The organism is Bacillus massiliglaciei (genome assembly GCF_900098925.1).
In the GTDB taxonomy this organism is placed as follows: domain Bacteria; phylum Bacillota; class Bacilli; order Bacillales; family DSM-1321; genus Peribacillus; species Peribacillus massiliglaciei.
The window spans coordinates 292,527-314,812 of the sequence record NZ_LT622359.1; the positions used below are offsets into that span (position 1 = coordinate 292,527).

At 43.7% G+C, this 22,286-nt stretch carries 20 protein-coding genes, 1 tRNA gene and 1 riboswitch; of the genes, 16 read left to right on the top strand and 5 right to left on the bottom strand.

Annotated features, from left to right (window positions below; genetic code table 11):
* The first annotated feature begins 130 nt into the window (after positions 1–130).
* The 7 genes from BQ4305_RS13365 (at position 131) to BQ4305_RS13395 (ending at position 6,495) form a co-directional block, all read left to right on the top strand.
* Positions 131–1,645, top strand: coding sequence for a DEAD/DEAH box helicase (locus BQ4305_RS13365; protein WP_110928244.1), 1,515 nt, complete (start codon positions 131–133; stop codon positions 1,643–1,645).
* A gap of 194 nt (positions 1,646–1,839) precedes the next feature.
* Complete coding sequence (locus tag BQ4305_RS13370) at positions 1,840–2,184, top strand: lmo0954 family membrane protein (RefSeq protein ID WP_110928245.1); 345 nt, start codon at positions 1,840–1,842, stop codon at positions 2,182–2,184.
* Positions 2,185–2,197: 13 nt separating this feature from the next.
* Entirely contained in the window at positions 2,198–2,848 is a 651-nt protein-coding gene (locus tag BQ4305_RS13375) for a PspA/IM30 family protein (RefSeq protein WP_110928246.1), read from the top strand.
* Positions 2,849–2,965: 117 nt separating this feature from the next.
* A complete protein-coding gene (gene liaF / locus BQ4305_RS13380; RefSeq protein WP_234396985.1) occupies positions 2,966–3,700 on the top strand; it encodes a cell wall-active antibiotics response protein LiaF in 735 nt (244 codons plus the stop codon).
* 2 nt (positions 3,701–3,702) lie between these two features.
* Positions 3,703–4,743: a sensor histidine kinase gene (locus BQ4305_RS13385; protein WP_110928806.1), complete on the top strand. Its 1,041-nt coding sequence runs from the start codon at positions 3,703–3,705 to the stop codon at positions 4,741–4,743.
* Complete coding sequence (locus BQ4305_RS13390) at positions 4,736–5,377, top strand: response regulator transcription factor (RefSeq protein ID WP_110928248.1); 642 nt, start codon at positions 4,736–4,738, stop codon at positions 5,375–5,377. The genes BQ4305_RS13385 and BQ4305_RS13390 overlap by 8 nt, the downstream gene beginning before the upstream one ends.
* Before the next feature lie 17 nt (positions 5,378–5,394).
* Positions 5,395–6,495 (top strand): class I SAM-dependent methyltransferase, encoded by a 1,101-nt coding sequence (locus BQ4305_RS13395; RefSeq protein ID WP_234396960.1) that lies wholly within the window; start codon positions 5,395–5,397, stop codon positions 6,493–6,495.
* A 133-nt stretch (positions 6,496–6,628) separates the two neighbouring features.
* Here BQ4305_RS13395 and BQ4305_RS13400 read toward each other — a convergent pair whose 3' ends face one another.
* Together BQ4305_RS13400 and BQ4305_RS13405 are read right to left on the bottom strand one after the other, a co-directional pair.
* On the bottom strand, positions 6,629–8,188 hold the full coding sequence (locus tag BQ4305_RS13400; RefSeq protein WP_110928249.1) for an ABC-F family ATP-binding cassette domain-containing protein: 1,560 nt from the start codon (positions 8,186–8,188) through the stop codon (positions 6,629–6,631).
* A 319-nt stretch (positions 8,189–8,507) separates the two neighbouring features.
* Complete coding sequence (locus tag BQ4305_RS13405) at positions 8,508–9,050, bottom strand: recombinase family protein (protein WP_110928250.1); 543 nt, start codon at positions 9,048–9,050, stop codon at positions 8,508–8,510.
* 254 nt (positions 9,051–9,304) lie between these two features.
* Between BQ4305_RS13405 and BQ4305_RS13410 the strand changes: the two genes are divergently transcribed.
* Together BQ4305_RS13410 and BQ4305_RS13415 are read left to right on the top strand one after the other, a co-directional pair.
* A complete protein-coding gene (locus BQ4305_RS13410) occupies positions 9,305–10,768 on the top strand; it encodes a SulP family inorganic anion transporter (protein ID WP_110928251.1) in 1,464 nt (487 codons plus the stop codon).
* 29 nt (positions 10,769–10,797) lie between these two features.
* Positions 10,798–11,211, top strand: coding sequence for a universal stress protein (locus BQ4305_RS13415; RefSeq protein ID WP_110928252.1), 414 nt, complete (start codon positions 10,798–10,800; stop codon positions 11,209–11,211).
* 54 nt (positions 11,212–11,265) lie between these two features.
* Here BQ4305_RS13415 and BQ4305_RS13420 read toward each other — a convergent pair whose 3' ends face one another.
* The 3 genes from BQ4305_RS13420 to BQ4305_RS13435 form a co-directional block, all read right to left on the bottom strand.
* Positions 11,266–13,452, bottom strand: a complete 2,187-nt coding sequence (locus BQ4305_RS13420) for a DNA topoisomerase III (protein ID WP_110928253.1) — start codon at positions 13,450–13,452, stop codon at positions 11,266–11,268.
* Positions 13,453–14,244: 792 nt separating this feature from the next.
* Positions 14,245–14,826, bottom strand: coding sequence for a MutS-related protein (locus BQ4305_RS13425; RefSeq protein ID WP_199880686.1), 582 nt, complete (start codon positions 14,824–14,826; stop codon positions 14,245–14,247).
* Positions 14,827–16,056: 1,230 nt separating this feature from the next.
* Positions 16,057–16,130, bottom strand: a tRNA-Arg gene (locus tag BQ4305_RS13435).
* A 159-nt stretch (positions 16,131–16,289) separates the two neighbouring features.
* A riboswitch (cobalamin riboswitch) is annotated at positions 16,290–16,467 on the top strand.
* Positions 16,468–16,593: 126 nt separating this feature from the next.
* Here BQ4305_RS13435 and BQ4305_RS13440 point away from each other — a divergent pair.
* Genes BQ4305_RS13440 through BQ4305_RS13470 form a run of 7 tightly spaced genes read left to right on the top strand, consistent with a single transcriptional unit; the run spans position 16,594 to position 22,284 of the window.
* Positions 16,594–17,562: an ABC transporter substrate-binding protein gene (locus BQ4305_RS13440; RefSeq protein WP_110928807.1), complete on the top strand. Its 969-nt coding sequence runs from the start codon at positions 16,594–16,596 to the stop codon at positions 17,560–17,562.
* Positions 17,525–18,586: a FecCD family ABC transporter permease gene (locus tag BQ4305_RS13445; protein WP_110928256.1), complete on the top strand. Its 1,062-nt coding sequence runs from the start codon at positions 17,525–17,527 to the stop codon at positions 18,584–18,586. The genes BQ4305_RS13440 and BQ4305_RS13445 overlap by 38 nt, the downstream gene beginning before the upstream one ends.
* A gap of 1 nt (position 18,587) precedes the next feature.
* The gene (locus tag BQ4305_RS13450) at positions 18,588–19,931 is read left to right on the top strand and encodes a heme ABC transporter ATP-binding protein (RefSeq protein WP_199880723.1); all 1,344 of its coding nucleotides are present in this window, start codon (positions 18,588–18,590) and stop codon (positions 19,929–19,931) included.
* The gene (locus BQ4305_RS13455; protein WP_234396961.1) at positions 19,918–20,538 is read left to right on the top strand and encodes a bifunctional adenosylcobinamide kinase/adenosylcobinamide-phosphate guanylyltransferase; all 621 of its coding nucleotides are present in this window, start codon (positions 19,918–19,920) and stop codon (positions 20,536–20,538) included. Before BQ4305_RS13450 ends, BQ4305_RS13455 begins: the two co-directional genes overlap by 14 nt.
* Positions 20,535–21,329: an adenosylcobinamide-GDP ribazoletransferase gene (gene cobS / locus BQ4305_RS13460; protein WP_110928258.1), complete on the top strand. Its 795-nt coding sequence runs from the start codon at positions 20,535–20,537 to the stop codon at positions 21,327–21,329. Before BQ4305_RS13455 ends, cobS begins: the two co-directional genes overlap by 4 nt.
* Positions 21,287–21,904 carry a histidine phosphatase family protein gene (locus BQ4305_RS13465; RefSeq protein ID WP_110928259.1) on the top strand — a complete coding sequence of 206 codons (618 nt, stop codon included), beginning with the start codon at positions 21,287–21,289 and terminating at the stop codon, positions 21,902–21,904. Before cobS ends, BQ4305_RS13465 begins: the two co-directional genes overlap by 43 nt.
* Complete coding sequence (locus tag BQ4305_RS13470) at positions 21,856–22,284, top strand: bifunctional adenosylcobinamide kinase/adenosylcobinamide-phosphate guanylyltransferase (protein ID WP_110928260.1); 429 nt, start codon at positions 21,856–21,858, stop codon at positions 22,282–22,284. The genes BQ4305_RS13465 and BQ4305_RS13470 overlap by 49 nt, the downstream gene beginning before the upstream one ends.
* Positions 22,285–22,286: the final 2 nt, after the last annotated feature.

Sequence of the window (22,286 nt, forward strand, 5' to 3'; positions counted from 1 at the left end):
TTATTGCCCTATCACAGTCTTCGAAGAATTGTAAATTTCCCTATTTAGGGGTTTTCCTGTAAGGACAATGATATACTAAGCAAAACAGCTCAAGATGAAGCTGAAATGAAATAAAGAGGGTAGGCATTTCATGAAAACATTCAAGAGTCTTGGCATCAGCCGGGAGATTGGTGAAATATTAGAGAAAAACGGGATAAATGAACCAACGCCGATTCAAGAAAAAGCAATTCCAGAGGTGCTGCAGGGTTATGATGTCATTGCAAAGGCCCAGACCGGAACTGGAAAGACACTTGCGTTCCTGCTTCCTATTTTAGAAAAACTAGAACCAGAGGCAGAGCAGATTCAAGGGTTGATTGTAACGCCGACAAGGGAACTTGCTATTCAAATCACTTCTGAAGTCCAGAAGTTCACTGATGACATTCCTCATCTACAAGTATTGGCGGTTTATGGGGGCCAGGATGTTGAGCAGCAGCTCAGAAAGCTGAAACATAACATTTCTATAGTCGTAGCAACCCCTGGAAGGCTCCTGGATCATTTGAGAAGGGAATCCATTGATTTATCCGGTGTTAAAACATTGGTACTGGATGAGGCTGATCAAATGCTGCATATTGGTTTTTTACCGGAAGTGGAAGATATTATCTCCAGCTTGCCGAAAGAGCGGCAAATGCTCCTTTTTTCGGCGACCATGCCTGCGCAGGTACAATCTTTGGCGAAGCGATTTATGCACGAACCTAAAACGGTCGAGATCAAAACAAAGCAAGTGACGGTCAAGCAAATCCGTCAGCTTGTCGTAGAGACAACGGACCGGGCTAAACAGGACTCTTTGATTAAGATTATGCGGGAGGAACAGCCTTTTCTGGCCATTATCTTCTGCCGGACGAAGCGCCGGGTTTCTAAGCTGAATGATGCCTTGAAATCAGCGGGATTCCTGTCTGAGGAACTTCACGGAGACGTTACTCAAGCCAAGCGGGAAAGAGTCATGAAAAGTTTCCGGGAAGCTAAAATTCAATATTTGGTAGCTACGGATGTGGCGGCGAGAGGATTGGATATTGAAGGCGTAACCCATGTGTTCAATTATGATGTGCCGGAAGATGCCGAAAGTTATATTCATCGGATTGGCCGTACAGGAAGAGCGGGCGAACATGGTTTAGCGGTAACATTTATAGCAGCGAAAGACATCCGCCAGCTTGAACAGATTGAAGCAGAAATTTCCATGAAAATTGAACGCAGGCAAATTGAAGGTATGAAAATGATACAGCGTTCCGAACGGCAAGAGGACCGGCGCAAAAAGGCTGATCTTGAGCCGCGGCATATCGTAGAACGCAAGCGGTCAAGGGAAAGGGTCGAAGGACGGACAGATAAAGAAGAGACAAGCGGGGAAAGGACACGGAGATTAAAGCGGCAAAAACGGCAGTCAGAGGGGAGCGAAGGTTTTCGTGAGCCTCGCCAAGGGCGAAGCAAAAGCAGGTCAGGTTCCGATCAAGCAGGAGAACTTACTGGAAGAGGCCCGAGGAAACGGAACGCTGCGAAAGAAGAGAGACGTTCTTCGGAAGGGCGCAGCAGACGTTCTTCAGAAGGCCGTCCAAACGAAAGAAACAGCCGCGGATCCGGTAGAAGTCAGGGACGAGGCGGACGCCAAAGGTAAAACGCTAAGATTTATAATCTATATTGAATGGGCTAAAACCAGCAGACTGTCTGCTGGTTTTTTTATGCGAATTCCGTACTGCTTTCGGGCTTAGGAATGCTAAGCCTAAGGTCTTATCCCAAAATATAGCTTGGGATCCTTATAGGAAAGCACGTGAAGAGATAAGCTTGAAATATAGAAAGGAGGAACAAGACATGAAGAAATTTGGCTTGTTTATGATCGGACTTATCGCCTTGATCATTTTGATTGCGAATGCAGGTCCTTTAATCAGTCTGGCAATCTGTTTAACGATTCTGTATTACGCTTTTAAACAATTCATGAAAAGCGAAACAACAGGCGGGAAAATTGCCTGGGGAATAATCTCTCTGATTGTGCTGTCAATGGCTGTCTCGCATGCGCCGGCTATTTTAGGAATCGCTGCAGCTCTGCTTCTTTATTATGTATATAAGAAGTGGAATGAGGAGGAGAAACGTGTGAACCAAGACGAAGATCCTTTTGTGAATTTTGAAAAAGAATGGAAAGAAATCACTAAAAATTAAAGAGGTGTTATGCATGAATTTATTTACAAGAATTAAAGATACAATCTCAGCAGACTTTCATGATCTGCTGGATAAGAAAGAGCGGAAAAACCCAACGGGGTTATTAAATCAGTATATTCGGCAATGTGAAAAGGAGACAGAAAAGGTTGGACAGCTGGCTGAAAGGCAGAAAATATTGAAAGATGAGTTCAGCAGGGAATTGGAGCAGGCCGAGTATCTGGCAGAAAAGCGAAAGCGCCAGGCTGTTATTGCAAAACAATCCTCCGAAATGGAATTGGCAGAATTTGCGGTTCAGGAAAGCAGCTATTATGAGGACCGGGCGGAATACCTTAAGCAGGCGTTAGACAGGACAAAGCTTCAGCAGGAGGAACTGGAAAGAAAATACGAAGAAATGAAACGTAAACTGAAAGATATGCATGTAAAGCGGCTGGAATTGATGGGGAGGGAAAATATGGCTAATGCAAACAGCCGGGTGAATCAAGTCCTCCATTCGGAAAGTCGGAGTTTGCAGCCGGCAGACAGGTTTACAGAACTGGAAAGCTATTTTGAGAGAATGGAACATCAAATGAATCATTCTTATAATCAGCATACCATTGACACGAGGATTGAGTTGCTTGAAAAGAAGAATAAGGAAGCTGAAACCTCCTTGTCTCTTGAAAAATGAAAACGGCAGATCCTCGAGAGAGTACTAAAAGCATCTTAGTCATGTTATTCTTAGAAGGCGCAGATTTCTGGGCCTTTTAAGAGTTTTACAAGCAAGGGGGAACCGGGTTTGGACAAAGTGAAAACAGATTATATAGGATGGATTTTTCTAGTCGGGATTGTCCTGTTAGTATTGGAATTGTCCTTTTTTGACGGAGGACCCTTATTTTCCCTTGCGGTTTCGGCTGCCCTGATCTATTTGGGCAGAAAGTTCAAGAAACGGATCATAGGAAAAATGATGTTCTATATTGGTGTTTTTTCCATGATTATTACCGTGTTGAATATGTACTTCTTTAAGTTTTTTCTTTTGGCCATTTTACTCTATCTGCTGCTGTCTTATTATCAATCGAAGAAACATCCAAAATGGATTAAACCGCTCTTGCATGCAGATAGCGATTCTGGAAATGAGGACAAGAAAGAAACGATTATAAAAAAGAACCCGCTTTTTGAAAATAAATTATTTGGGCATCAAAGCACGCCTGACCATGTCTATGAATGGGATTCTATTAATATTCAGGATGCAATTGGTGATGCTGTTGTAGATTTAAGCAATACGATTCTCCCTAAAGGCGATTCGGTTATTTCAATCCGTAAAATGGCCGGCAATATTACTGTTCTTGTTCCTTATGGGGTAGGGATTCATGTTCATCACTCAGTTATCGCAGGAAGAGCAATTATTTTTGAAAACAGACCGGAATCAAGAGTATTTAATCAGCTGATCTCCTGTCATACTGAGGACTTTGGAGAGGCGGTACAAAGGATTCATATCATTACCTCTGTGATTGTTGGGGATTTAGAGGTGAAACGAATATGAACATGAATCTGATGACCCGCCATATTATAACAGCCTTACTCGTTTCTTTTTTTACCTCTCTAGCGGTCGCAGCCATTGTTTTTTATTCATTTCCGCTGGCGGACTGGAAATGGCTGTGGGAGAGACATCTGATGGGACTTCCGTTTATCATCTTCCTGCCGGCATTGACCATGACAGCTGGTCTCGTATACGGCGTTTCTGCGGGTACGTATTGGAAAAGGCAGCTGCGGATGCTTGAGGATGATCTTTATCTTCTTGAGCAGGGGCGTCCGTTTTCCAAGAGGGACTATACCATCCAAGAATGGAAGGACATGTCGGAAAGAATTTTCCGAATCCACAGGCAGGTCAGTGAACAGGTTAAATTATCTCAAAAGCTGGCAAGTGAAAAAGCAGCTGGACAGGAACAAAAGATTCAAGAAATCATTTCTCAGGAGCGCAATCGGCTGGCGAGGGATTTACACGACTCAGTGAGCCAGCAGTTATTTGCTGCTTCTATGCTGATGTCTGCCCTGACAGAATCCAAGAAGGCGGATCATCGTGAAATAAAGCAATTAAAGCGGGTAGAAGAAGTCATTCATCAAACTCAGCTTGAAATGAGAGCATTGCTCCTCCATTTGCGGCCATTTGCCCTCAAAGGCAAAAGCTTGAAGGAAGGAATAGAAGAGCTGCTTGAAGAATTATCCCAGAAAGTGATGATGGATATCAGCTGGAAACTGGAGACCATTCCTTTGGATAAAGGTTTAGAAGATCATCTATTCAGGATTTTACAGGAATCCATTTCTAATACATTGAGGCATGCGAAAGCAGATTCACTGGAAGTGCTTCTGATCGCCAGGGATGGAATGGTGATTATGCGCATGATTGATGATGGAATAGGGTTTCAGGTGGAAGGCTCAAAAGCAGGTTCATATGGTTTGCAAAATATGTATGAACGGGCTGTCGAGCTTGGCGGGACGATGAAGGTAATCAGTGTGCCGGACCAGGGAACAAGGCTTGAAGTGAAAATACCGTTATTATATCAAGAAGGTGAAAAGGATGATTAGAGTCTTGTTTGCAGATGACCATGAAATGGTTAGAATAGGAGTGGCTGCTTACTTGTCAGCCCAGGAAGATATTGAAGTGGTCGGGGAAGCGGAAAATGGTCAGCAGGCAGTTGAGATGGCACTCGCTCTAAGACCGGACATTATTTTAATGGATTTAGTCATGCCCGAAATGGATGGCATTGAGGCGACGAAATCTATTGTCAGCGAGTGGCCGGAAGCCAAGATTATTATCGTGACAAGCTTTTTGGATGACGAAAAAGTGTATCCGGCATTGGAAGCCGGTGCAACAAGCTATATGCTCAAAACCTCAAAAGCGAGCGAGATTGCCGGGGCTGTCAGAGAAACGTACGGGGGGCAAATCGTTCTTGAGCCGGAAGTCACCGGAAAAATGATGAAAAAAATGCGTTCATCCCAGATCTCAGAGCCCCACCGGCAATTAACGAATCGCGAGATGGAAGTTCTGCTTCTGTTGGCAGAAGGAAAAGCCAACCAGGAGATTGCTGATGAACTTTTCATCGCGCTTAAAACAGTGAAGGTTCATGTAAGTAACATTTTAAGCAAGCTTGAAGTGCAGGATCGTACCCAGGCGGTAATTTATGCATTCAGGCATTCACTAGTGCAGGAGAAACAGTGAGTTTAGGAGGAGCGTTTATGGATAAAACATACATAGAAACTATACGGCAAATCGGATCTCTTCTTGAAACAGCTAATATTCCTTATCATTTCACCGGTGCTGCATCACTTGCCCTGCAGCAGGTTGAACTGCAGGATTACAGTGAGATCAAGGTTTCCGTCCAGTGGGATCTGTTTAAAGAAGCCCGGCAGGTATTTGAAGAGTTTCTCCCTTCCGAAGCGGAGGAGGCGCCGGACCGAGCGTTATTTCGTTTCGAAGCCGATAGGATAGATGTATCGGTTTTTTGTTTATACAATACGACAATTAAAACAAATCCTTACAGGATATCTGTTGTATCAGAAGGGGGAGAATTTTGGTGTCTCTCCCTTTACAGCTATTTGTATGAAAAAGAAATGGCGATTTTTAAAAGGTCTATTCATCAGCACCTTGAAAGCCTGCAGAAGGGACTTACCGCAAAGAATGAGCAGGCATGGAATCAGGATAATTATCTTGCTCTTTTGAACCGATTTGGAAAGCCGGAAGAATTAGCCGAAAAGATTCGGGCCAATCCATGGTGGCGGCTGCACCCGTTTTATAAATATTTAGGAAGCACAGACGGTAAAAAAATAACCCATTTGATGGGTTCAAATGGAGTCAAGGCTGTATCGCTTGCTGTATTAGGAGCTGAGGTAAGAGTGGCTGATTTCTCAAGGGAAAATGCTGCCTTCGCTAATGAACTTGCAGAAGCCGCGGGAGTAAACCTTGAGTATATTGTTTCAGATGTCCTTTCACTGCCGGAAAATCTTTTGGACGGACAGCAGGAGATCGTTTTAATGGAATTGGGCGTGCTTCATTATATGATTGACCTGGCACCGCTTTTAAATACTGTAAGAAGCATGCTGAAGCCGGGAGGCCGCTTTGTGCTCCACGAATTTCATCCGATTTCCACCAAGCTGATTACATCAACAGGGAAGAAGCATAAAGTGACAGGGGATTATTTTTCTCCTGAATTAGAAAAGCATTCGGTGGCGTTTTCAAAGCATAAGCCGGACGATAAGAGGGACAGTCTGTCAGAGGTTATTCAAAGGAAATGGACGATTGGCGAGCTTGTGACATGGCCAGGCTGGTTTAGTCATTAAGGTGCTGGAAGAAGAACCAAACCATAAGCTGCAGGATATAGGACTCCCTAAAACATTTACCTTGGTAGCTGAGAGGCCTAAGGCATAAAATACCGAAAATACCCCCTGCGGCATTATGCTGCAGGGGGGTATGTTAGTTTTGAGTTTGGTCAGCAGACCATGCCTCGACATCCCACACTTTAGTCACCCAATCTTCATAGAAATCAGGTTCGTGACAGACAAGGACAATGGTTCCCTTATATTCTTTCATCGCTTTTTTCAGCTCTTCTTTGGCTGTAATATCCAAGTGATTCGTCGGCTCATCAAACAAGAGCCAGTTGCTCTCTGTAAGCATAAGCTTGCAGAGCCGGACTTTTGACTGCTCGCCGCCGCTGAGCTGATTCATCGGACGGGTGATATGTTCATTCTTCAGTCCCACACGGGCAAGAATTCCGCGGACCTGCGGCTGATCCAGGCCAGGAAACGCATTCCAGATTTCATCGATTGGTGTAGTGCTTCCTGCTTTTACTTCCTGTTCAAAATAGGAAGGGAAAAGGAAGTCGCCTAGTGACCTTTTTCCGCCAAGCGGGTCGATTTTCCCAAGAATTGTTTTTAAAAGTGTAGACTTTCCGACCCCATTGCAGCCGACGACCGCAATTTTATCACCGCGTTCAATATTCATCGACAATTTAGGGAGAAGCGGGCGGTCATAGCCAATTTCCAGTTCTTCTCCTTCAAAGACATATCGGCTGCTTGCACGGGATTCTTTAAAGTGAAAGGTCGGTTTCATAGCTGTCTCAGGCCTGTCAATCCGCTCCATGCGCTCCAATTGTTTCTGACGGCTTTTAGCCCGTCCGGTTGTCGAATAGCGCGCTTTATTCTTCGCAATGAAATCCTCTTGCTTTTTAATGAATTCCTGCTGTTTTTCATACGCGTTGATGTGCTGGTTTTTATTAATTTCCGCAAGCTCCAGGAATTTCTCATAAGTAGCTGTATAGCGGGTCAGCTTAGAGAATTCCAAGTGGAAGATGACATCGACGACGCCATTCATGAATTCTGTATCATGAGAAATCAAAAGAAAAGCATGAGGATACTCCTTCAGGTAACTGCTTAACCAGCGGATATGTTCCACATCCAGGTAGTTGGTAGGCTCGTCCAGCAGCAATACTTCCGGTTCTTCCAGCAAGAGTTTGGCCAGCAAAACCTTCGTACGCTGCCCGCCACTTAAGGCGGAGACATCACGGTCCAGCCCGATGGCATCCAGCCCAAGGCCGCGCGCCGCATCTTCTATTTTTATATCGAGGTTATAAAAACCGCCAGCCTCAAGTTTATCCTGAATTTCGCCCATTTCCTCCAAAAGGGATTCAAGCTCCTCGGGAGTGGCTGTTCCCATTTTTTCAGTGACTGCATTTAAGGCCTTCTCCTGCTCAAATAAAGGAAGATAGGCATCACGGAGCACGTCTCGGATCGTCTTTCCTTTTTCAAGAACGGTATGCTGGTCCAAGTAACCATAAATGGTGCCTGGCGTCCATTCTACACGTCCGGTATCATGGATGAGCTGTCCGGTAATGATATTCATCATTGTAGACTTTCCGACCCCGTTCGCCCCTACAAGTCCAACATGTTCTCCAGCCATCAGGCGAAAGGACACGTCCTTAAAAAGAGTGCGGTCACCAAAACTATGACCTAATTTATCTATTGAAAGTAAGCTCATGATTGAACCTCCTGATTAATATAAAGTAAAACGATATTCATCCGGGTTTATTCCTAACATGTGTGGAAAGACCTCAGTAGTTTCTATAAACGTTAGAGTTGGGCATCTTCTCGAACTGAGCGAGAAAATACACTTATTCTATCTTACTAGAAACTGACCGGGATTGCTATGCTTCTTCCCATCTGCTCCAATGCCATAAGGCTGGAGGGATGCTGATCCTAATAAAAACCCGCACGGAAAGCCGGCGGGTTCTGAACCAGAAATTAGGCATCTTGATTTTCTGAAAATTATTCTTTTTATACATAAGAATTCAGGAGTTTTATTGTTCTAAATATCTATATAAGGTTGATTTGCTGATTCCCGTTTCTTCTTTTATTTGGGCTAACGTATAGTTTTTAGTTTGGTACATTTCAATGGCCCGCTGGACATTGGCATCGGGTTTCCTTGGACGCCCGGGAATAATTCCTTTTTGTTTTGCTTCGTTTAAACCGGTCTTCGTTTTTTCGCTGATTACATCACTCTGGAATTCGACCAGGTGCTGGACCATTGTTTTGAATGAATAGGCGGCAGATTCGCCCGTGTCGATTTCTTCTTTTAAGGACTGAAGATATCCGCCTTTGCTGTCTATTGTATCTAGCAATTCAGCGAGATGTCTTGTGGAATCAGCGAGCACGAAAAGTTTCGTAACGACGATCTTATCTCCTTGTTGTAAGCGATCCATCATTTGATTGAGCAGGAGTCTTTTTTTTGCGGAAGAATGTTCTTCTTTAATTATTACATCGCAATTCATATTTTTCATTTCATTAGATTGCCATGAACAGTCTGGATCTTCTTGAGAAGGTCTCATATACCCGATAAGCATTGCATACTCTCCTAACTGCCGTTCTTACCCCTATCATATCATAAAATTTCGCGAGGCTCTGCAGTTGTCCATTTGGATAAAGCAGGATGAAGAGCAGGAGATTCTGGGAATCTTATTTATAAAAAATAAAGATATAGAGAAGTATTAATCTTCCCAAAAAGATTCCCTTTTGGTCCGATTGGTGATAGACTGTTAACATCGTTTTTGGATTGTGCATCGATTTATAACATATAGCTGAAATGGAGGTTTATTCATTGATTGAAAAGATAAAACGAGAATGGTTTTCAAATATAAAAGGCGATATCCTGGCGGGAATTGTTGTGGCGCTTGCCCTTATCCCAGAAGCCATTGCCTTTTCTATCATTGCCGGAGTTGATCCGATGGTCGGTCTGTATGCATCGTTTACAATGGCTCTGATCATTTCATTTGCCGGAGGAAGACCGGCGATGATCTCTGCTGCCACCGGAGCCATGGCTTTGGTAATGGCTCCATTAGCTCGGGAGTACGGAGTGGAGTATTTATTTGCTGCAGCCATTCTGACTGGAATTATCCAAATTCTATTTGGTGTCTTTAAAATAGCGAGACTTATGAAATTTATCCCTAGGGCGGTCATGATTGGCTTTGTCAATGCTTTGGCGATTCTAATCTTTATGGCACAGGTTCCGAACTTTATAGGTATTTCTACTATGACATATGTGTTTGTTGGTGTCACCTTGCTGATCGTTTATATCGTGCCAAGGTTTTTTAAGGCGATTCCGGCACCGCTTATTGCGATTATCGTATTAACAGTGGCTGCAATCTTTAGCGGGGCTGACTTGAGAACGGTCGGAGATTTAGGAAACATCACGCAATCGCTGCCGTCACTCCTTATTCCAAATGTTCCTTTCACGTTTGAAACGCTTGCTATCATTTTTCCTTATGCGATTTCTTTAGCGATTGTTGGACTTCTGGAGAGCTTACTGACCGCTTCTATTGTGGATGATATGACGGATACGGAAAGCAACAAGAACCGGGAAGCCAGAGGACAGGGAATCGCAAACATTGTGACAGGCTTCTTTGGAGGCATGGCTGGATGTGCTATGATCGGACAATCTGTCATTAATGTGAAGTCAGGCGGAAGGGGAAGATTATCTACTTTTGTTGCTGGTGCCTTTTTAATTTTCCTTATTATTATATTAGGGGACTTAGTCGTGCAGATTCCGATGTCTGTACTTGTAGGAATTATGATTATGGTTTCAATCGGTACTTTTGACTGGGCTTCGTTTTCTTATGTAAGAAAAGCGCCTAAAGCGGACGCGCTCGTCATGTTAGTCACTGTGGCCATTGTCGTTGCGACACATGATTTATCAAAAGGGGTTATCGCCGGGGTTATTTTAAGCGCTGTATTCTTCGTTGCGAAAATTTCAAAACTGAAGGTCAGAAAGCGTACAGAAAACAATCAAGTCAACTATGAAGTGGAAGGGCCATTATTCTTTGCTTCTGTAGACGCGTTTGTGGATGCTTTTGATTATACGGCTGAAAATAAACATATTGTCATTGATTTTTCGACTTCTCATGTTTGGGATGATTCAGCTGTAGGCGCTATTGATAAAGCGGTGATGAAATTACGCGAGAATCATAATCACGTTACTTTGAAGAATCTGAACGCAGCAAGCAAGAAGCTTGTCGATAAGCTGGCTGTATTTAATGATTCTGATACAAAGCTGTCTGCACATTAAGAATGGATAAGGGAATGGAGTGAAAAATCATGTTTAAAAAGATTTTGTTGGCGTTTGACGGATCAGATCATTCATATCGTGCTGCAAGAGAAGCGATTAAAATGGCTTCATTTACTCAAGAAAGTGTGATAGAAGTCATTTATGTTGCTGACTTTGAAAAATCCAAAAGTGATGTACTGCATTCACAAGGAGATACGGAATTCACTAGAAGAATGAAGCTTCAGCCCGTAGAAGAATTAATGAAAGCGGAACAGGTCACATACAAGGTAAAGATCATACACGGAGAACCTGGCCCCTCTATTGTGGAATATGCGAACAAGGAAAAATTTGATTTGGCTGTGATCGGCAGCAGGGGACTGAACACTCTCCAGGAAATGGTTCTCGGCAGTGTGAGCCATAAAGTCGCAAAGCGCGTCACCTGTCCGGTGTTAATTGTGAAATAACGATGTACTGAAATAGGAAAGCTGAGCCTAATGAAAATGCTCAGCTTTTTGTCATCAGTCAAACTTAAATCCTTTTAGTGCATCTGCCAATGCATTGTTGATTGGCTCTTCTTTGTTTTGCTGTTTTAAGTATTTTTGAACGGTCCGTTTATCGACTTTGCCGCGTGACTCTTTCTTCCTGCGTTCTTGGAAGGCCGACAGCTTTTCGCGATGCCCGCATTTACATACAAAGATTTGGCCTTCGCCTTCGCCGCGAAGCTCCAGCTTTTTCTTGCATTTCGGGCAGCGGGCATTCGTAACACGGGATACATTCTTGCGGTGCCCGCATTCCCGGTCTTGGCAAACAAGCATTTTACCCTTTTTGCCATTTACTTCGAGCATCGGCTTGCCGCAGTCCGGACATGATTTTGTAGAGATGTTTTCATGCTTGTATTTTTTAGAGCTTGCTTTAATTTCGGCCACGATTTCTTTCGTATGCTTTTTCATTTCATTAATAAATACATCTTTTTTGAGCCTGCCTTTAGCGATCAGTTCAAGTTTTTGTTCCCATTCAGCTGTTGTAGCAGGAGAACGTAACTCATCTGGAACCAGATCTAACAGCTGACGGCCTTTGGAAGTGATATAAATCTCTTTGCCGCCGCGTTTCTCGATCAAGAAGGAATTAAATAATTTATCTATGATATCAGCACGTGTAGCAACTGTACCGAGTCCGCCGGTCGCTTTTAACGTTTGGGCGAGTTCTTTGCTGCCTGTCTGCATATATTTTGCCGGGTTTTCCATGGCGGATAATAATGCGGCCTCTGTAAAGCGGGCCGGCGGCTTTGTCTGGCCGCTTGTTTGTGCCAGCAGCTTAATCTTTAATACATCGCCTTGTTTAATCTGAGGCAATAATTGTTCTTTTATCTCTTCTGACGCTTCTTCTTCATCAGCGTAATGGCCGTATACTTCTTTCCAGCCGGCATGAAGGACTGTTTTTCCTTTCGCAATGAATTTTTCATCGCCAATTAGGGCTTGTACTGTCACTTGTTCGTATTCATGGGCTGGGAGCAGGACAGCAAAGAAACGCTTTACGACGAGGTCATAGATTTTACGCTCTTTATCCGAAAAAGAAGAATAATTCACGTACCCCTCAGTAGGGATAATGGCATGGTGGTCACTGACTTTGCTGTCGTCTACAAAAGCTTTGGAAGGCTTAATCGGTTTATTTACTATTTTGTTAGCCAGTGAACGATATTCGCGGCCTCCGCATGCTTTTAGGCGTTCAGGTATCGTGCTGACAATATCTGAAGATAAATAGCGGGAGTCTGTACGAGGATAGGTCAGCACTTTGTGAGTCTCGTATAGACCCTGCATAATCCTCAGTGTTTCTTTCGCAGAGTAGCCATATAATTTATTGGCATCCCGCTGCAGTTCCGTTAAATCATAAAGGGCCGGCGCAAAGGATTTTTTCGCTTTGCGGTCAATGGACACTACTTTGGCATCCTTACGATCTAATAATTGAACAATGGTTTCGATTTTTTCTTTGTTGAAGCTGCGGCTGTTATGTTTGGCATCCTGCCACGTTAATTTGATTTGGTCAGCTTTTGCTTCGATGCCATAATAAGTTTGAGGCTTAAAGTTCCTTATTTCGTCTTCGCGTGCAGCGATGATCGCAACAGTAGGGGTCTGAACACGGCCGCAATTCAGCTGTGCATTATATTTCGTTGTTAAAGCTCTTGTTGCATTTAGGCCGATATACCAATCTGCTTCAGAACGGGCTGCGGCTGCGTAGTATAAGTTTTCGTACGCTTGGCCGGGCTTCAAATTTTTAAACCCCTCTTTAATCGCTTTATCAGTCACGGAAGAAATCCATAGGCGCTTTACAGGTTTATTTACTTTGGATTTAGCAAGAATCCAGCGCGCTACCAGCTCGCCTTCACGTCCGGCATCAGTTGCGATAATAATTTCATTCACATCGTGGCGGTTCAATTGAGTTTTCACGGCATTGAACTGCTTGCCAGACTGTTTGATGACGGTTAATTTTAATCGTTCAGGAAGCATGGGCAAATCTTCCAGTTCCCACTTTTGATATTTTTGATCATATGTTTCCGGATCTGCGAGGGTTACTAGATGTCCCAGCGCCCACGTCACAATATATTTGTCGCCTTCTAAATAACCGTTGCCCTTTTTCGTACATTTCAGCACATTGGCGATATCGCGGGCCACGGATGGTTTTTCTGCTAATACTAAACTTTTGGCCATGTTTTCATACTCCTTTAATATCTTGTACCCATTAATATAACACAACTGGAATGGCTGAGCTTTTGAAAAGGGGAGCAAGCTTTTCTAGAGTCTGACTTTTAGCGGGGGTATATTGCTGTACCAAAATAAAGACCGGAACATAGCGTTCCGGTCTTTTCTTGAGCGTGTGCTGTTTAATTGTGTGTTAAAAGTTTTGGGTATGCTTGGTCCCTTTTAGTTAATGCAGATCACCGGGACTGAAAATCGCTTTAAAAATTTCTGGGTTCCTAAGGCGGTTCTGGGACACAGCCGCTCACTCCTTGGGAAACGAATTTTTTATATTAATTTCAAGCATAAGGCTGCAGTTACGGCTAGCGCTGATCACCGGGGCTGAAAATTGCTTCAAAAATTTCTGGGTTCCTAAGGCGGTTCTGAGACATAGCTGCTCACTCCTTGGGAAACGAATTTTTATTCATTTTCTAGCATAGGGCTCCGGTTACGGCTAGCATTGATCACCGGGACTGAAAATCGCTTCAAAAATTTCTGGGTTCCTAAGGCGGTTCTGGGACATAGCCGCTCACTCCTTTGGAAACGAAATTTTTTCTTTCATTTAAAAGCATAAGGCGGAGATTCGTCTAATGCAGATCACCGGGACTGAAAACTGCACTGTCATTCTCATGATTCCATCGGTTGCTGATCGTAATCATTGTCGAATCATCTCCTTTGGTGAGAATGTCTTACAGTAGTATGTATACCACCTCTTATGGATATAAAACCTCTGATGAGAGATTTTTTATGAATAAAATAGTCCTTTTAATTAACATGTTCCCTAGAGCGGAGCAGGGCTTCTTTATATACTTGTTCAGGGAAATTCATAATTCTTAATAATTCAATCGCATTTTTTGTCTTTGAAGGTCCGGCTTTGATTAAGTAATCAAAAATAATTTCATCCTGTATGATTTGCTCTCTAAAATGATGGTTCTCATAGTGGGGCGATAATGAATCTGTCAGTTCTAAGTCATGAGTGGCGGCCATAATTCTTGTTTCTCTTTTATGATGTAAATCAGTTAATACAGATTCTGCTGCGGCGATTCTTTCTATTGTATTGGTACCTTTGAAAATTTCATCAAAAAATAAGTACATGAAAGTATCTGGGCTGTCATTTCTTATCTCAAAAATTCTCTTTAAAGCGGAGATTTCACTCAAAAAATAGCATTGGCCTTTTTCTATATCATCGGACATGGCCATGGAAGAATAGACTAATCCGCGTGTTAGGATTATTTTTGTGCTGGTGCTGGTATTTAAGGCCTGAGACAATATGACATTAAGAGCAATTGTCTTAATAAATGTAGACTTTCCTGAAGCGTTGGAACCAGTAAGCAGAATGTTCTTCACAAAGTCAAAATCGTTTCCTGTTGGCTCGGCTACCAGTGGATGGTAGGCATTATGAATGGTAAGCCCCTTATGATCCGCGTATGTCGGGAAACTGTAAAACGGCAATGTTTTTCTCCATAAAGCAATAGAATAGAACAGTCTATATTTCCTGTGTTTTGCCATGCTAATTTATAAATTTCCCGATTATTGTTTAAAAAATGAATGATGTAATGGAAGACAAAATAATCAATTAAAAATATGGATTTAATAAGTGTGAAGAGCTGAAGTGCCAAGTTACTCGCAGTGGGGTCATCTTTTAACAGCAATACACTTACAAGAGACGCTCTTTTTAATTTGGCCGTTTGTTTTAAAAATGCGGTATTGTTATTCAGCTTTGCTAATTTTCTGGATGTCAGAATGATATTTAAACAATAAAATAGACTTTCAAATTCTTGTTCATTTTTGGAACGGGTCATATAGAAAAGGAATGAGTTTATGAAGGTGCTCAATATAAAGAGGGTAATTCCGATTGAGAATGAAAAGGACATGGCAATCAGCCCAATAACGGGGAGGGCACCGAGAATAAAATATTTTTTTTGACAAAATAATCGGGGTTGCCAAATATATACTTGGAAGAGTCGGCGTAAGTAGATTTCCCTAATCTTGATAGAATCAGGGACAGCTTTACTCTATACGTTCTGTCATTTGTTATTTTATTAATTAAATTTTCGTCAAAGAGATGCGATTCATGGGCTTTTTTCAGTCTGTAAAATAGGGTCTCTTCTCCGGGCGAAGTGAACGTATAATTGATTTCTTCAAATATCTTATTCATGTTAAGATCGTTCCAGGTAATATCATCCACGCAATAATCTTCTTTAGAATTCCTTTTCATGTTTTCATAAAAATTTTTAAATGTTTGGTGGTAATTGATCCTGCTGTCCAGCTTTGCATTCCGATCCCAAAGAGTGAAAACTTCCTTTCTCTTTTTATAAGAGTAAAATGTATTAATTAGTACAGTGATTCCGGTAGCGGCAAGAATCAAATAAAGAAAGAACAAATCCCCCAACCTCGCTTTTTTATACTCCATTATAACAAATAAAAACTATTATTCCATAATATGTATGGTGGTTTGAGGAGATAGGCCGCTAGAGAGTGGACCGGGTTTCACTAAGTCTCTTTTGAAGGAGGCAAACGAAACAGCCCTGTTATAAATACGGAAGAAACCGCATTATAACAGGGCTGTTTTAGAAGCGTCCCAGATAGGAATCGAACCTACGACCTACAGCTTAGGAGGCTGTCGCTCTATCCTGCTGAGCTACTGGGACATGGAAATATAATGAACCGACTCAACTATTATATTTCTAATAACGAAAGATTTCAAGTGTTTAATACCGAGGAATGAAAGGAGAGAGGGGGAAGAATTTCAGATAAACTCTTTCAGGGGGAGGGATTTGTTGTATAATCAAAGTCATAGGACAATAGTAAAATAACTGAATGAATCGGGTGTCTTTTTTAAGACTTAAAAGGGAAGTTGGTGAAATGCCAACGCGGTCCCGCCACTGTAAATGGGAGTCATCAGCCATGCCACTGCATATTTGTGCGGGAAGGGGCTGAGGATAATGATCATGAGCCAGGAGACCTGCCCGGATTCAAACACCTGTAACCTACGAGGATGGGGAAGTGTGTGGCAGACGAAAGATCGATTATATATTGCCATGCGTGCATCTTCCGGGAGGGGGTGCATTTTTATTTTGTCTGACAGTGAAAAAAAGGAGTGCTGAGGCAAAAATGAAGAAAATGTATAGAATTTGGCTGACTGTTTTAACAGCGGCTGTATTGCTTGTCGGCTGTAATACAGCTGATGAAACGAAGAATGCTGATCCTTCAAAGGAAAAAGAGCCGGCACAGGTTCAATCCTTCCCAGTAACGGTGAAGGATGCTATTGGAGAAGAAGTAACGATTGAAAAGAAGCCAGAACGGATTGTTTCCTTAATTCCAAGCAATACGGAAGTGGTATTTGCTCTGGGAAGAGGGAAGCAGGTAGTCGGCGGTTCTGACTATGACAATTACCCTGAAGAGACGAAAGACATAGAAAAGGTTGGCGGAACAGAGCTGAATGTCGAGAAAATCATCTCGTTAAACCCTGATTTAGTCCTGGCTCATGAAAGTACACATAATTCGAATGAGGGTGTCCAGCAGCTGAAGGACGCAGGATTGAAGGTAGTTATCGTCAATGATGGACAAAGCTTCAAAGATGTTTATAAATCAATTAAAATGATTGGGCAGGCAGCAGGGGAGCAAGAAAAGGCAGATCAGCTTGTTGCGGATATGAAGGAAAAGCTGAGCAAGATAGAGGAAAAGGCAAAAGCGATTCCAGAGTCGGATCGTAAGAAAGCGCTTATTGAAGTTTCTCCTGCTCCGGAAGTCTATGTAGCGGGCAAAAATACATTTATGGATGAGATGCTTGCTTTAATTCATGCAGATAACGCAGCTGAAAAGGTCGATGGCTGGGCTAAACTGGATGAAGAAAGTATGATTCAGGAAAATCCTGATGTTATTATTACTACTTATGGCTACTACACGGAAAATCCAGAGAAACAGATACTGAGCCGCAAGGGATGGGAAAATGTCGGGGCAGTGAAAAATGAACAGGTGTACGATGTTCACTCTGATTTGGTGACCCGTTCAGGCCCGCGTCTTGTTGAAGGAGTAGAGGAACTTGCAAAAGCCATCTATCCGGATACGTTTGAAAAATAAAAGCACGTTTGCCTATCTTACGGCTATTCTGTTCTTGATTGTTTCTATTCTTTTGGGAATAGCGGCAGGTTCGGTTTCTGTGCCCCTGCCGGTATTATTACAAATTTTTACGAAAGAAGCACTGCATCTGCCGATTGCTGCAGTTCCTGATGAGACGCTGGCAAATATCGTGATGAATATCCGGCTTCCAAGAGTGCTTCTGGCCGGTTTAGTGGGGGCTTCTCTTGCGATTGCAGGGGCAGCCTTCCAAGGTTTGCTGCGTAATCCGCTTGCTGATCCTTATACACTTGGCGTTTCATCAGGAGCATCGGTTGGGGCCGTTTTAACCATCTTCCTTCATATCTCCCTGCCGTTTTTTGGTGTGCTGACCCTGCCGGCTATGAGTATCTTTTTTGCGATTCTGACGATTTTTTGTGTCAGGGGATTTGCCAAGAAGATCGATCCTGCTTTAAAGGTGGAAACCATTATCCTGACAGGTGTGATTGTTGGTTCTTTTTTAAGCGCTTTTATCTCTTTAATGATTGCGTTGACCGGGGAAGAGCTTCGGCAAATCATCAGCTGGCTGATGGGCAGTGTCTCGATGAGGGGATGGAGCTATGTCCGGATTATTCTGCCATTCTTTTTAGCAGGTTCTATTCTTTTATTGATGAATGCCCGGGAATTAAATGCGATGACATTTGGAGAGGAACGTGCTAAGCATCTAGGTGTGAATGTGCAGAAAAGGAAGCTGGTCATTATGCTGGGAGGGTCGATTATAACGGGTGCCGCTGTGGCTGTTTCTGGTACCATTGGTTTTGTAGGGCTGGTTGTCCCGCATTTGGTCAGGAAACTGCGGGGTCCCGACCACAAGCATTTGCTGCCTCTGTCCATGCTGACAGGCAGCGGTTTCCTTATATTGGCCGATTTGCTGGCACGGACCATCATATCTCCTTCGGAACTTCCGATTGGAGTCATTACTTCTTTAATAGGGGCTCCTGTATTTGCCCTTATATTATTGAATCGCAGGAAGAGAAGGGTTGGGTAGTATGCTTGAGGTGACAGGGTTATCCGGCGGATATGATAAAAAGACTGTTTTAGATACCGTTTCTTTTCATGTAAATAAGGGAGAGATGTTCGGAATTCTTGGCCCTAATGGAAGCGGCAAAACAACACTGCTGAAAATGCTGAGCGGCGTCCTGAATTATCAAAAAGGAATAATCAGCATCAAAGAGAAAAATTTAAGTGATTATACTTCAAAACAGCTGGCAAAAGTGATTGCTGTCCTGCCCCAGCATTCCAGCCTTGCTTTTTCTTATACAGTAAAAGAAACGGTCTCTCTTGGCAGGTATGCCCACCAAACAGGCTGGTTTCACAGCTGGAACGAGGAAGATGAATTCATTGTCCAGACCGTGATGAACCAGACTGGCGTTTCCGCCTTTCAGGACATGTCCTTTGATGAGCTTTCAGGAGGAGAGCAGCAAAGGGTATTGCTGGCGCAGGCGCTTGCACAGCAGCCCGAAGTCCTTATTTTGGATGAACCGACCAACCATTTAGACCTTTCTTATCAAAAGGGACTGCTGGATTTGCTGAGCAAGATGGCGAAAACAGAAGGGCTGACCGTAGTGTCCATCTTTCATGACCTGAATTTGGCCGGCCTGTATTGTGACCGCCTTATGTTATTGGAAAACGGAAAAATTGTCCGGATCGGGCTTCCGGATGAAGTCTTACAGCAAGAGCATATGCAGCAAGTCTATCAAACAAAAATCGTAAAGCAGCCGCATCCTGAGCTGCCGAAGCCGCAAATGTTCATCATGCCGGAAAACGATCAAAGGGACCAAAAGGTGCTGATTGACGGAACCTGTGTGAAAATTTCGCAGGAGATGGCTGTATTGCGGTCGCCCATTCCGCTGAAGACAATGTCATTGGCGGGAACAGGCTGGCACCGGAACTTCGTGAATTGGTACTTGCCTTCTGATTCTGCTAAAGGCTGCTTAGATTTAAGGGCAGGAGGCTTTAACCCTGATGAGACAGTCAGTATGACAGCAGCAGGCTCGGGCATTCCTTCCTGCCGTTTTTTGAAGGGGCCTGGCTTTTCGGTATTCATCATGGTAAGTGCTGATCAAAAGACAGAGGGGTCTTGTGTGAATAGCTGGATTTTTATAAATGGCCAAATTTCGGAGGGAGTCTTCCTTCACAGCCTTGTTACAGCGACTGAAGCAAAAATGAAAGCTTTGCAAGATTTACATGCAAATGCCGCTTCTGCTGGTTCTGACAGCATTCTGATAGCAGCGACACAAAAAGGCCTGCAGGATGCGGATACAGGTTTGCTTATGCAGCAGATTCAAAAAGGAATCTATGACTGTATCATGGAGACCTTTGCAAATAGATAATAAAGGCGGACAGACGAATGGAGGGAGTGCAGCAATGGCCTCTGGAAAACTCATCTTCATAACAGGCGGGGTCCGCAGCGGGAAAAGCCGTTTTGCTGAAGAGGAGGCAAAACGGCTTTTCGATGATACAGGCAGCCGTCTTCACTATATAGCCTGCGGCAGGCGGACGGATCAGGAAATGGAAATAAGAATACAGAGACATCAGGAGGATCGCACAGAAAGCGAAATTCCTTGGACTAATTGGGAGTTTCCGCTGAATATCACACTTGCTGCTGAAAAAGTAAGCGGTAAGTCGGTCGTGTTGTTGGATTGTTTGACCACCTTGCTTGATAATGAACTATTTCTACCTGGGAAAGCGTTGGATCTAGAACATCAGCAGGCTGTCATCCGTAAGATCTTATCTGGTATCCATGCGATTCAAGACAAGGTTCAGTTTTTGATTGTTGTCAGTAATGAGCTGACCATGGATACAGCCTTTGACAATGATGTGCTGCATATGTATAAAAGACTGCTGGGCCTGCTTCATCAAAGCCTTGTTTCGAAGGCAAATGAGGCTTATTTAGTTGAGTCGGGCCTTCCCCTCAAGATGAAAGGAGGGACAGCATGAGAAGTTTTTTGATTGGCCTTCTGATTGATTTACAGTTTTTTACGATCGTTCCAGTCCGCAGGGAGCTCCCCATGGACAAAATCTATATACACAGGGCTATTCAATGTTTCCCGCTGATCGGTCTGCTGTTTGGGCTAGTCATGGCGGGAAGCTTATATATACTGGAAGAATGGACACCGCTTTCGGCCTTGGCGATTGCTTTTTTACTTTGGCTTTTAACCATTATCTGGACAGGCGGGCTCCATCTTGACGGCTGGATCGACGTCAGTGATGCGTTCTTTTCTTATCAGGATAAAGAAAGGCGCCTGGACATTATGAAAGATTCCCGAACGGGCGCCTTTGGAGTCATTTCAGTTATAGTTTTATTGGGAGCCCGTTTTCTATTCATATATGAAATAGCGGAACATCTTCATCAATGGAGCTTCTTTTTGATTATGTTTCTGCCTGTTCTGAGCAGATCGGCTATGGGCTATTTATTATGCAGGCTGCCGCTCGCAAAGCAGGGAGGATTCGGCGCATTTTTTCAGAACGGAGCCGGGAAAGGAAGTCTCTCTCCTTATGGGTTCTTTATACTGGCAGGCATTTTGGCCGGAGTGATCGCAGATAAAGAGCTGGGCAGCATGCTGATCCTGCTTTCTGTTTTCTGCTTTGTGATCCTTTTCTTTTTACAAAGAAAAATTATCCGCTGGTTTGGCGGCATTACAGGAGATGTGATCGGTGCTTCCGTGGAAGGAGTGGAATTAGGGTTATGGATGGTCGTGTGGCTGTTACATTATTTCGTCACGGCCTGACTGAGGTAAATGAGCGTAAAGCTTACCTTGGCTGGAGCGATTCGCCGTTAACGGCGGCAGGTATTGCGGCATTGAACGAACTGAGCGGGAAACTTGATCCATATGATCAGCTCTTCTCCAGCGACTTAGGACGCAGCACGGCAACGGCTTCGATCCTGTTTCCGAATCAGGAGTGCCGCGTAAGCAGCTCCCTGAGGGAAATGAATTTTGGAAGATGGGAAGGAAGAACCTATGAGGAGCTGAAACAGGAGAAAGCCTATCTGGAGTGGCTGGAAGATCCCCTGAAAATGAATATTCCAGAGGGGGAGAGCTATCCGGTTTTTTCAGCGAGAGTAAAGAAAGCTTGGGAGCAAATGGTGAAGGAAGATTTTCGGAATCTGGCAGTCGTGAGCCATGGAGGAGTGATCAGGGAGCTGCTTACTCACTATGCTCCCTATGAACAATCTTTCTGGGACTGGCTTATTCCTCATCATAAAGGTTTTAGGCTTCTATGGCCTGACAGAGAATCAATAAGGAGGGGAGAGCGATGCACTTCGTTACGGGCGGTGCCTATAATGGAAAGGCAGGATGGGTGAAACGGCACATTCCAAACGATGTTTTATGGATTTCGGCCTATCAGGGTGACCCGCTTCCTGAAAATCTTCCCAAAACTAACAATCAATATGCCGTTCTTGAAGGTCTGGAAACATGGATTCGGCAGGATGCTGCCTGCATGGATGCCGCTGGGATTCGAAGGAAATGGCAGGGGATTTTTCGCCTATGGCGAATATGGGAGAAAGAGGAGCCGGGACGGCAGGCAGTTTGGATAGGCACGGACATCACTAAAGGGATCGTTCCTGTTGAGCAGGAAAAACGAGTGTGGCGGGATGCAGCGGGATGGATATTCCAAGATGCTGTATCAGTGGCTGACCGGGTGGATGTTATATGGTATGGCATCGCATCCAAGATAAAATAAGG

Coding starts and splice junctions, on each gene's coding strand:
- BQ4305_RS13365 (WP_110928244.1), top strand. CDS start 131: ATGAAAACATTCAAGAGTCTTGGCATCAGCCGGGAGATTGGTGAAATA.
- BQ4305_RS13370 (WP_110928245.1), top strand. CDS start 1,840: ATGAAGAAATTTGGCTTGTTTATGATCGGACTTATCGCCTTGATCATT.
- BQ4305_RS13375 (WP_110928246.1), top strand. CDS start 2,198: ATGAATTTATTTACAAGAATTAAAGATACAATCTCAGCAGACTTTCAT.
- BQ4305_RS13385 (WP_110928806.1), top strand. CDS start 3,703: ATGAATCTGATGACCCGCCATATTATAACAGCCTTACTCGTTTCTTTT.
- BQ4305_RS13390 (WP_110928248.1), top strand. CDS start 4,736: ATGATTAGAGTCTTGTTTGCAGATGACCATGAAATGGTTAGAATAGGA.
- BQ4305_RS13395 (WP_234396960.1), top strand. CDS start 5,395: ATGGATAAAACATACATAGAAACTATACGGCAAATCGGATCTCTTCTT.
- BQ4305_RS13400 (WP_110928249.1), bottom strand. CDS start 8,188: ATGAGCTTACTTTCAATAGATAAATTAGGTCATAGTTTTGGTGACCGC.
- BQ4305_RS13405 (WP_110928250.1), bottom strand. CDS start 9,050: ATGCTTATCGGGTATATGAGACCTTCTCAAGAAGATCCAGACTGTTCA.
- BQ4305_RS13415 (WP_110928252.1), top strand. CDS start 10,798: ATGTTTAAAAAGATTTTGTTGGCGTTTGACGGATCAGATCATTCATAT.
- BQ4305_RS13420 (WP_110928253.1), bottom strand. CDS start 13,452: ATGGCCAAAAGTTTAGTATTAGCAGAAAAACCATCCGTGGCCCGCGAT.
- BQ4305_RS13440 (WP_110928807.1), top strand. CDS start 16,594: ATGAAGAAAATGTATAGAATTTGGCTGACTGTTTTAACAGCGGCTGTA.
- BQ4305_RS13450 (WP_199880723.1), top strand. CDS start 18,588: ATGCTTGAGGTGACAGGGTTATCCGGCGGATATGATAAAAAGACTGTT.
- cobS (WP_110928258.1), top strand. CDS start 20,535: ATGAGAAGTTTTTTGATTGGCCTTCTGATTGATTTACAGTTTTTTACG.
- BQ4305_RS13465 (WP_110928259.1), top strand. CDS start 21,287: ATGGATGGTCGTGTGGCTGTTACATTATTTCGTCACGGCCTGACTGAG.
- BQ4305_RS13470 (WP_110928260.1), top strand. CDS start 21,856: ATGCACTTCGTTACGGGCGGTGCCTATAATGGAAAGGCAGGATGGGTG.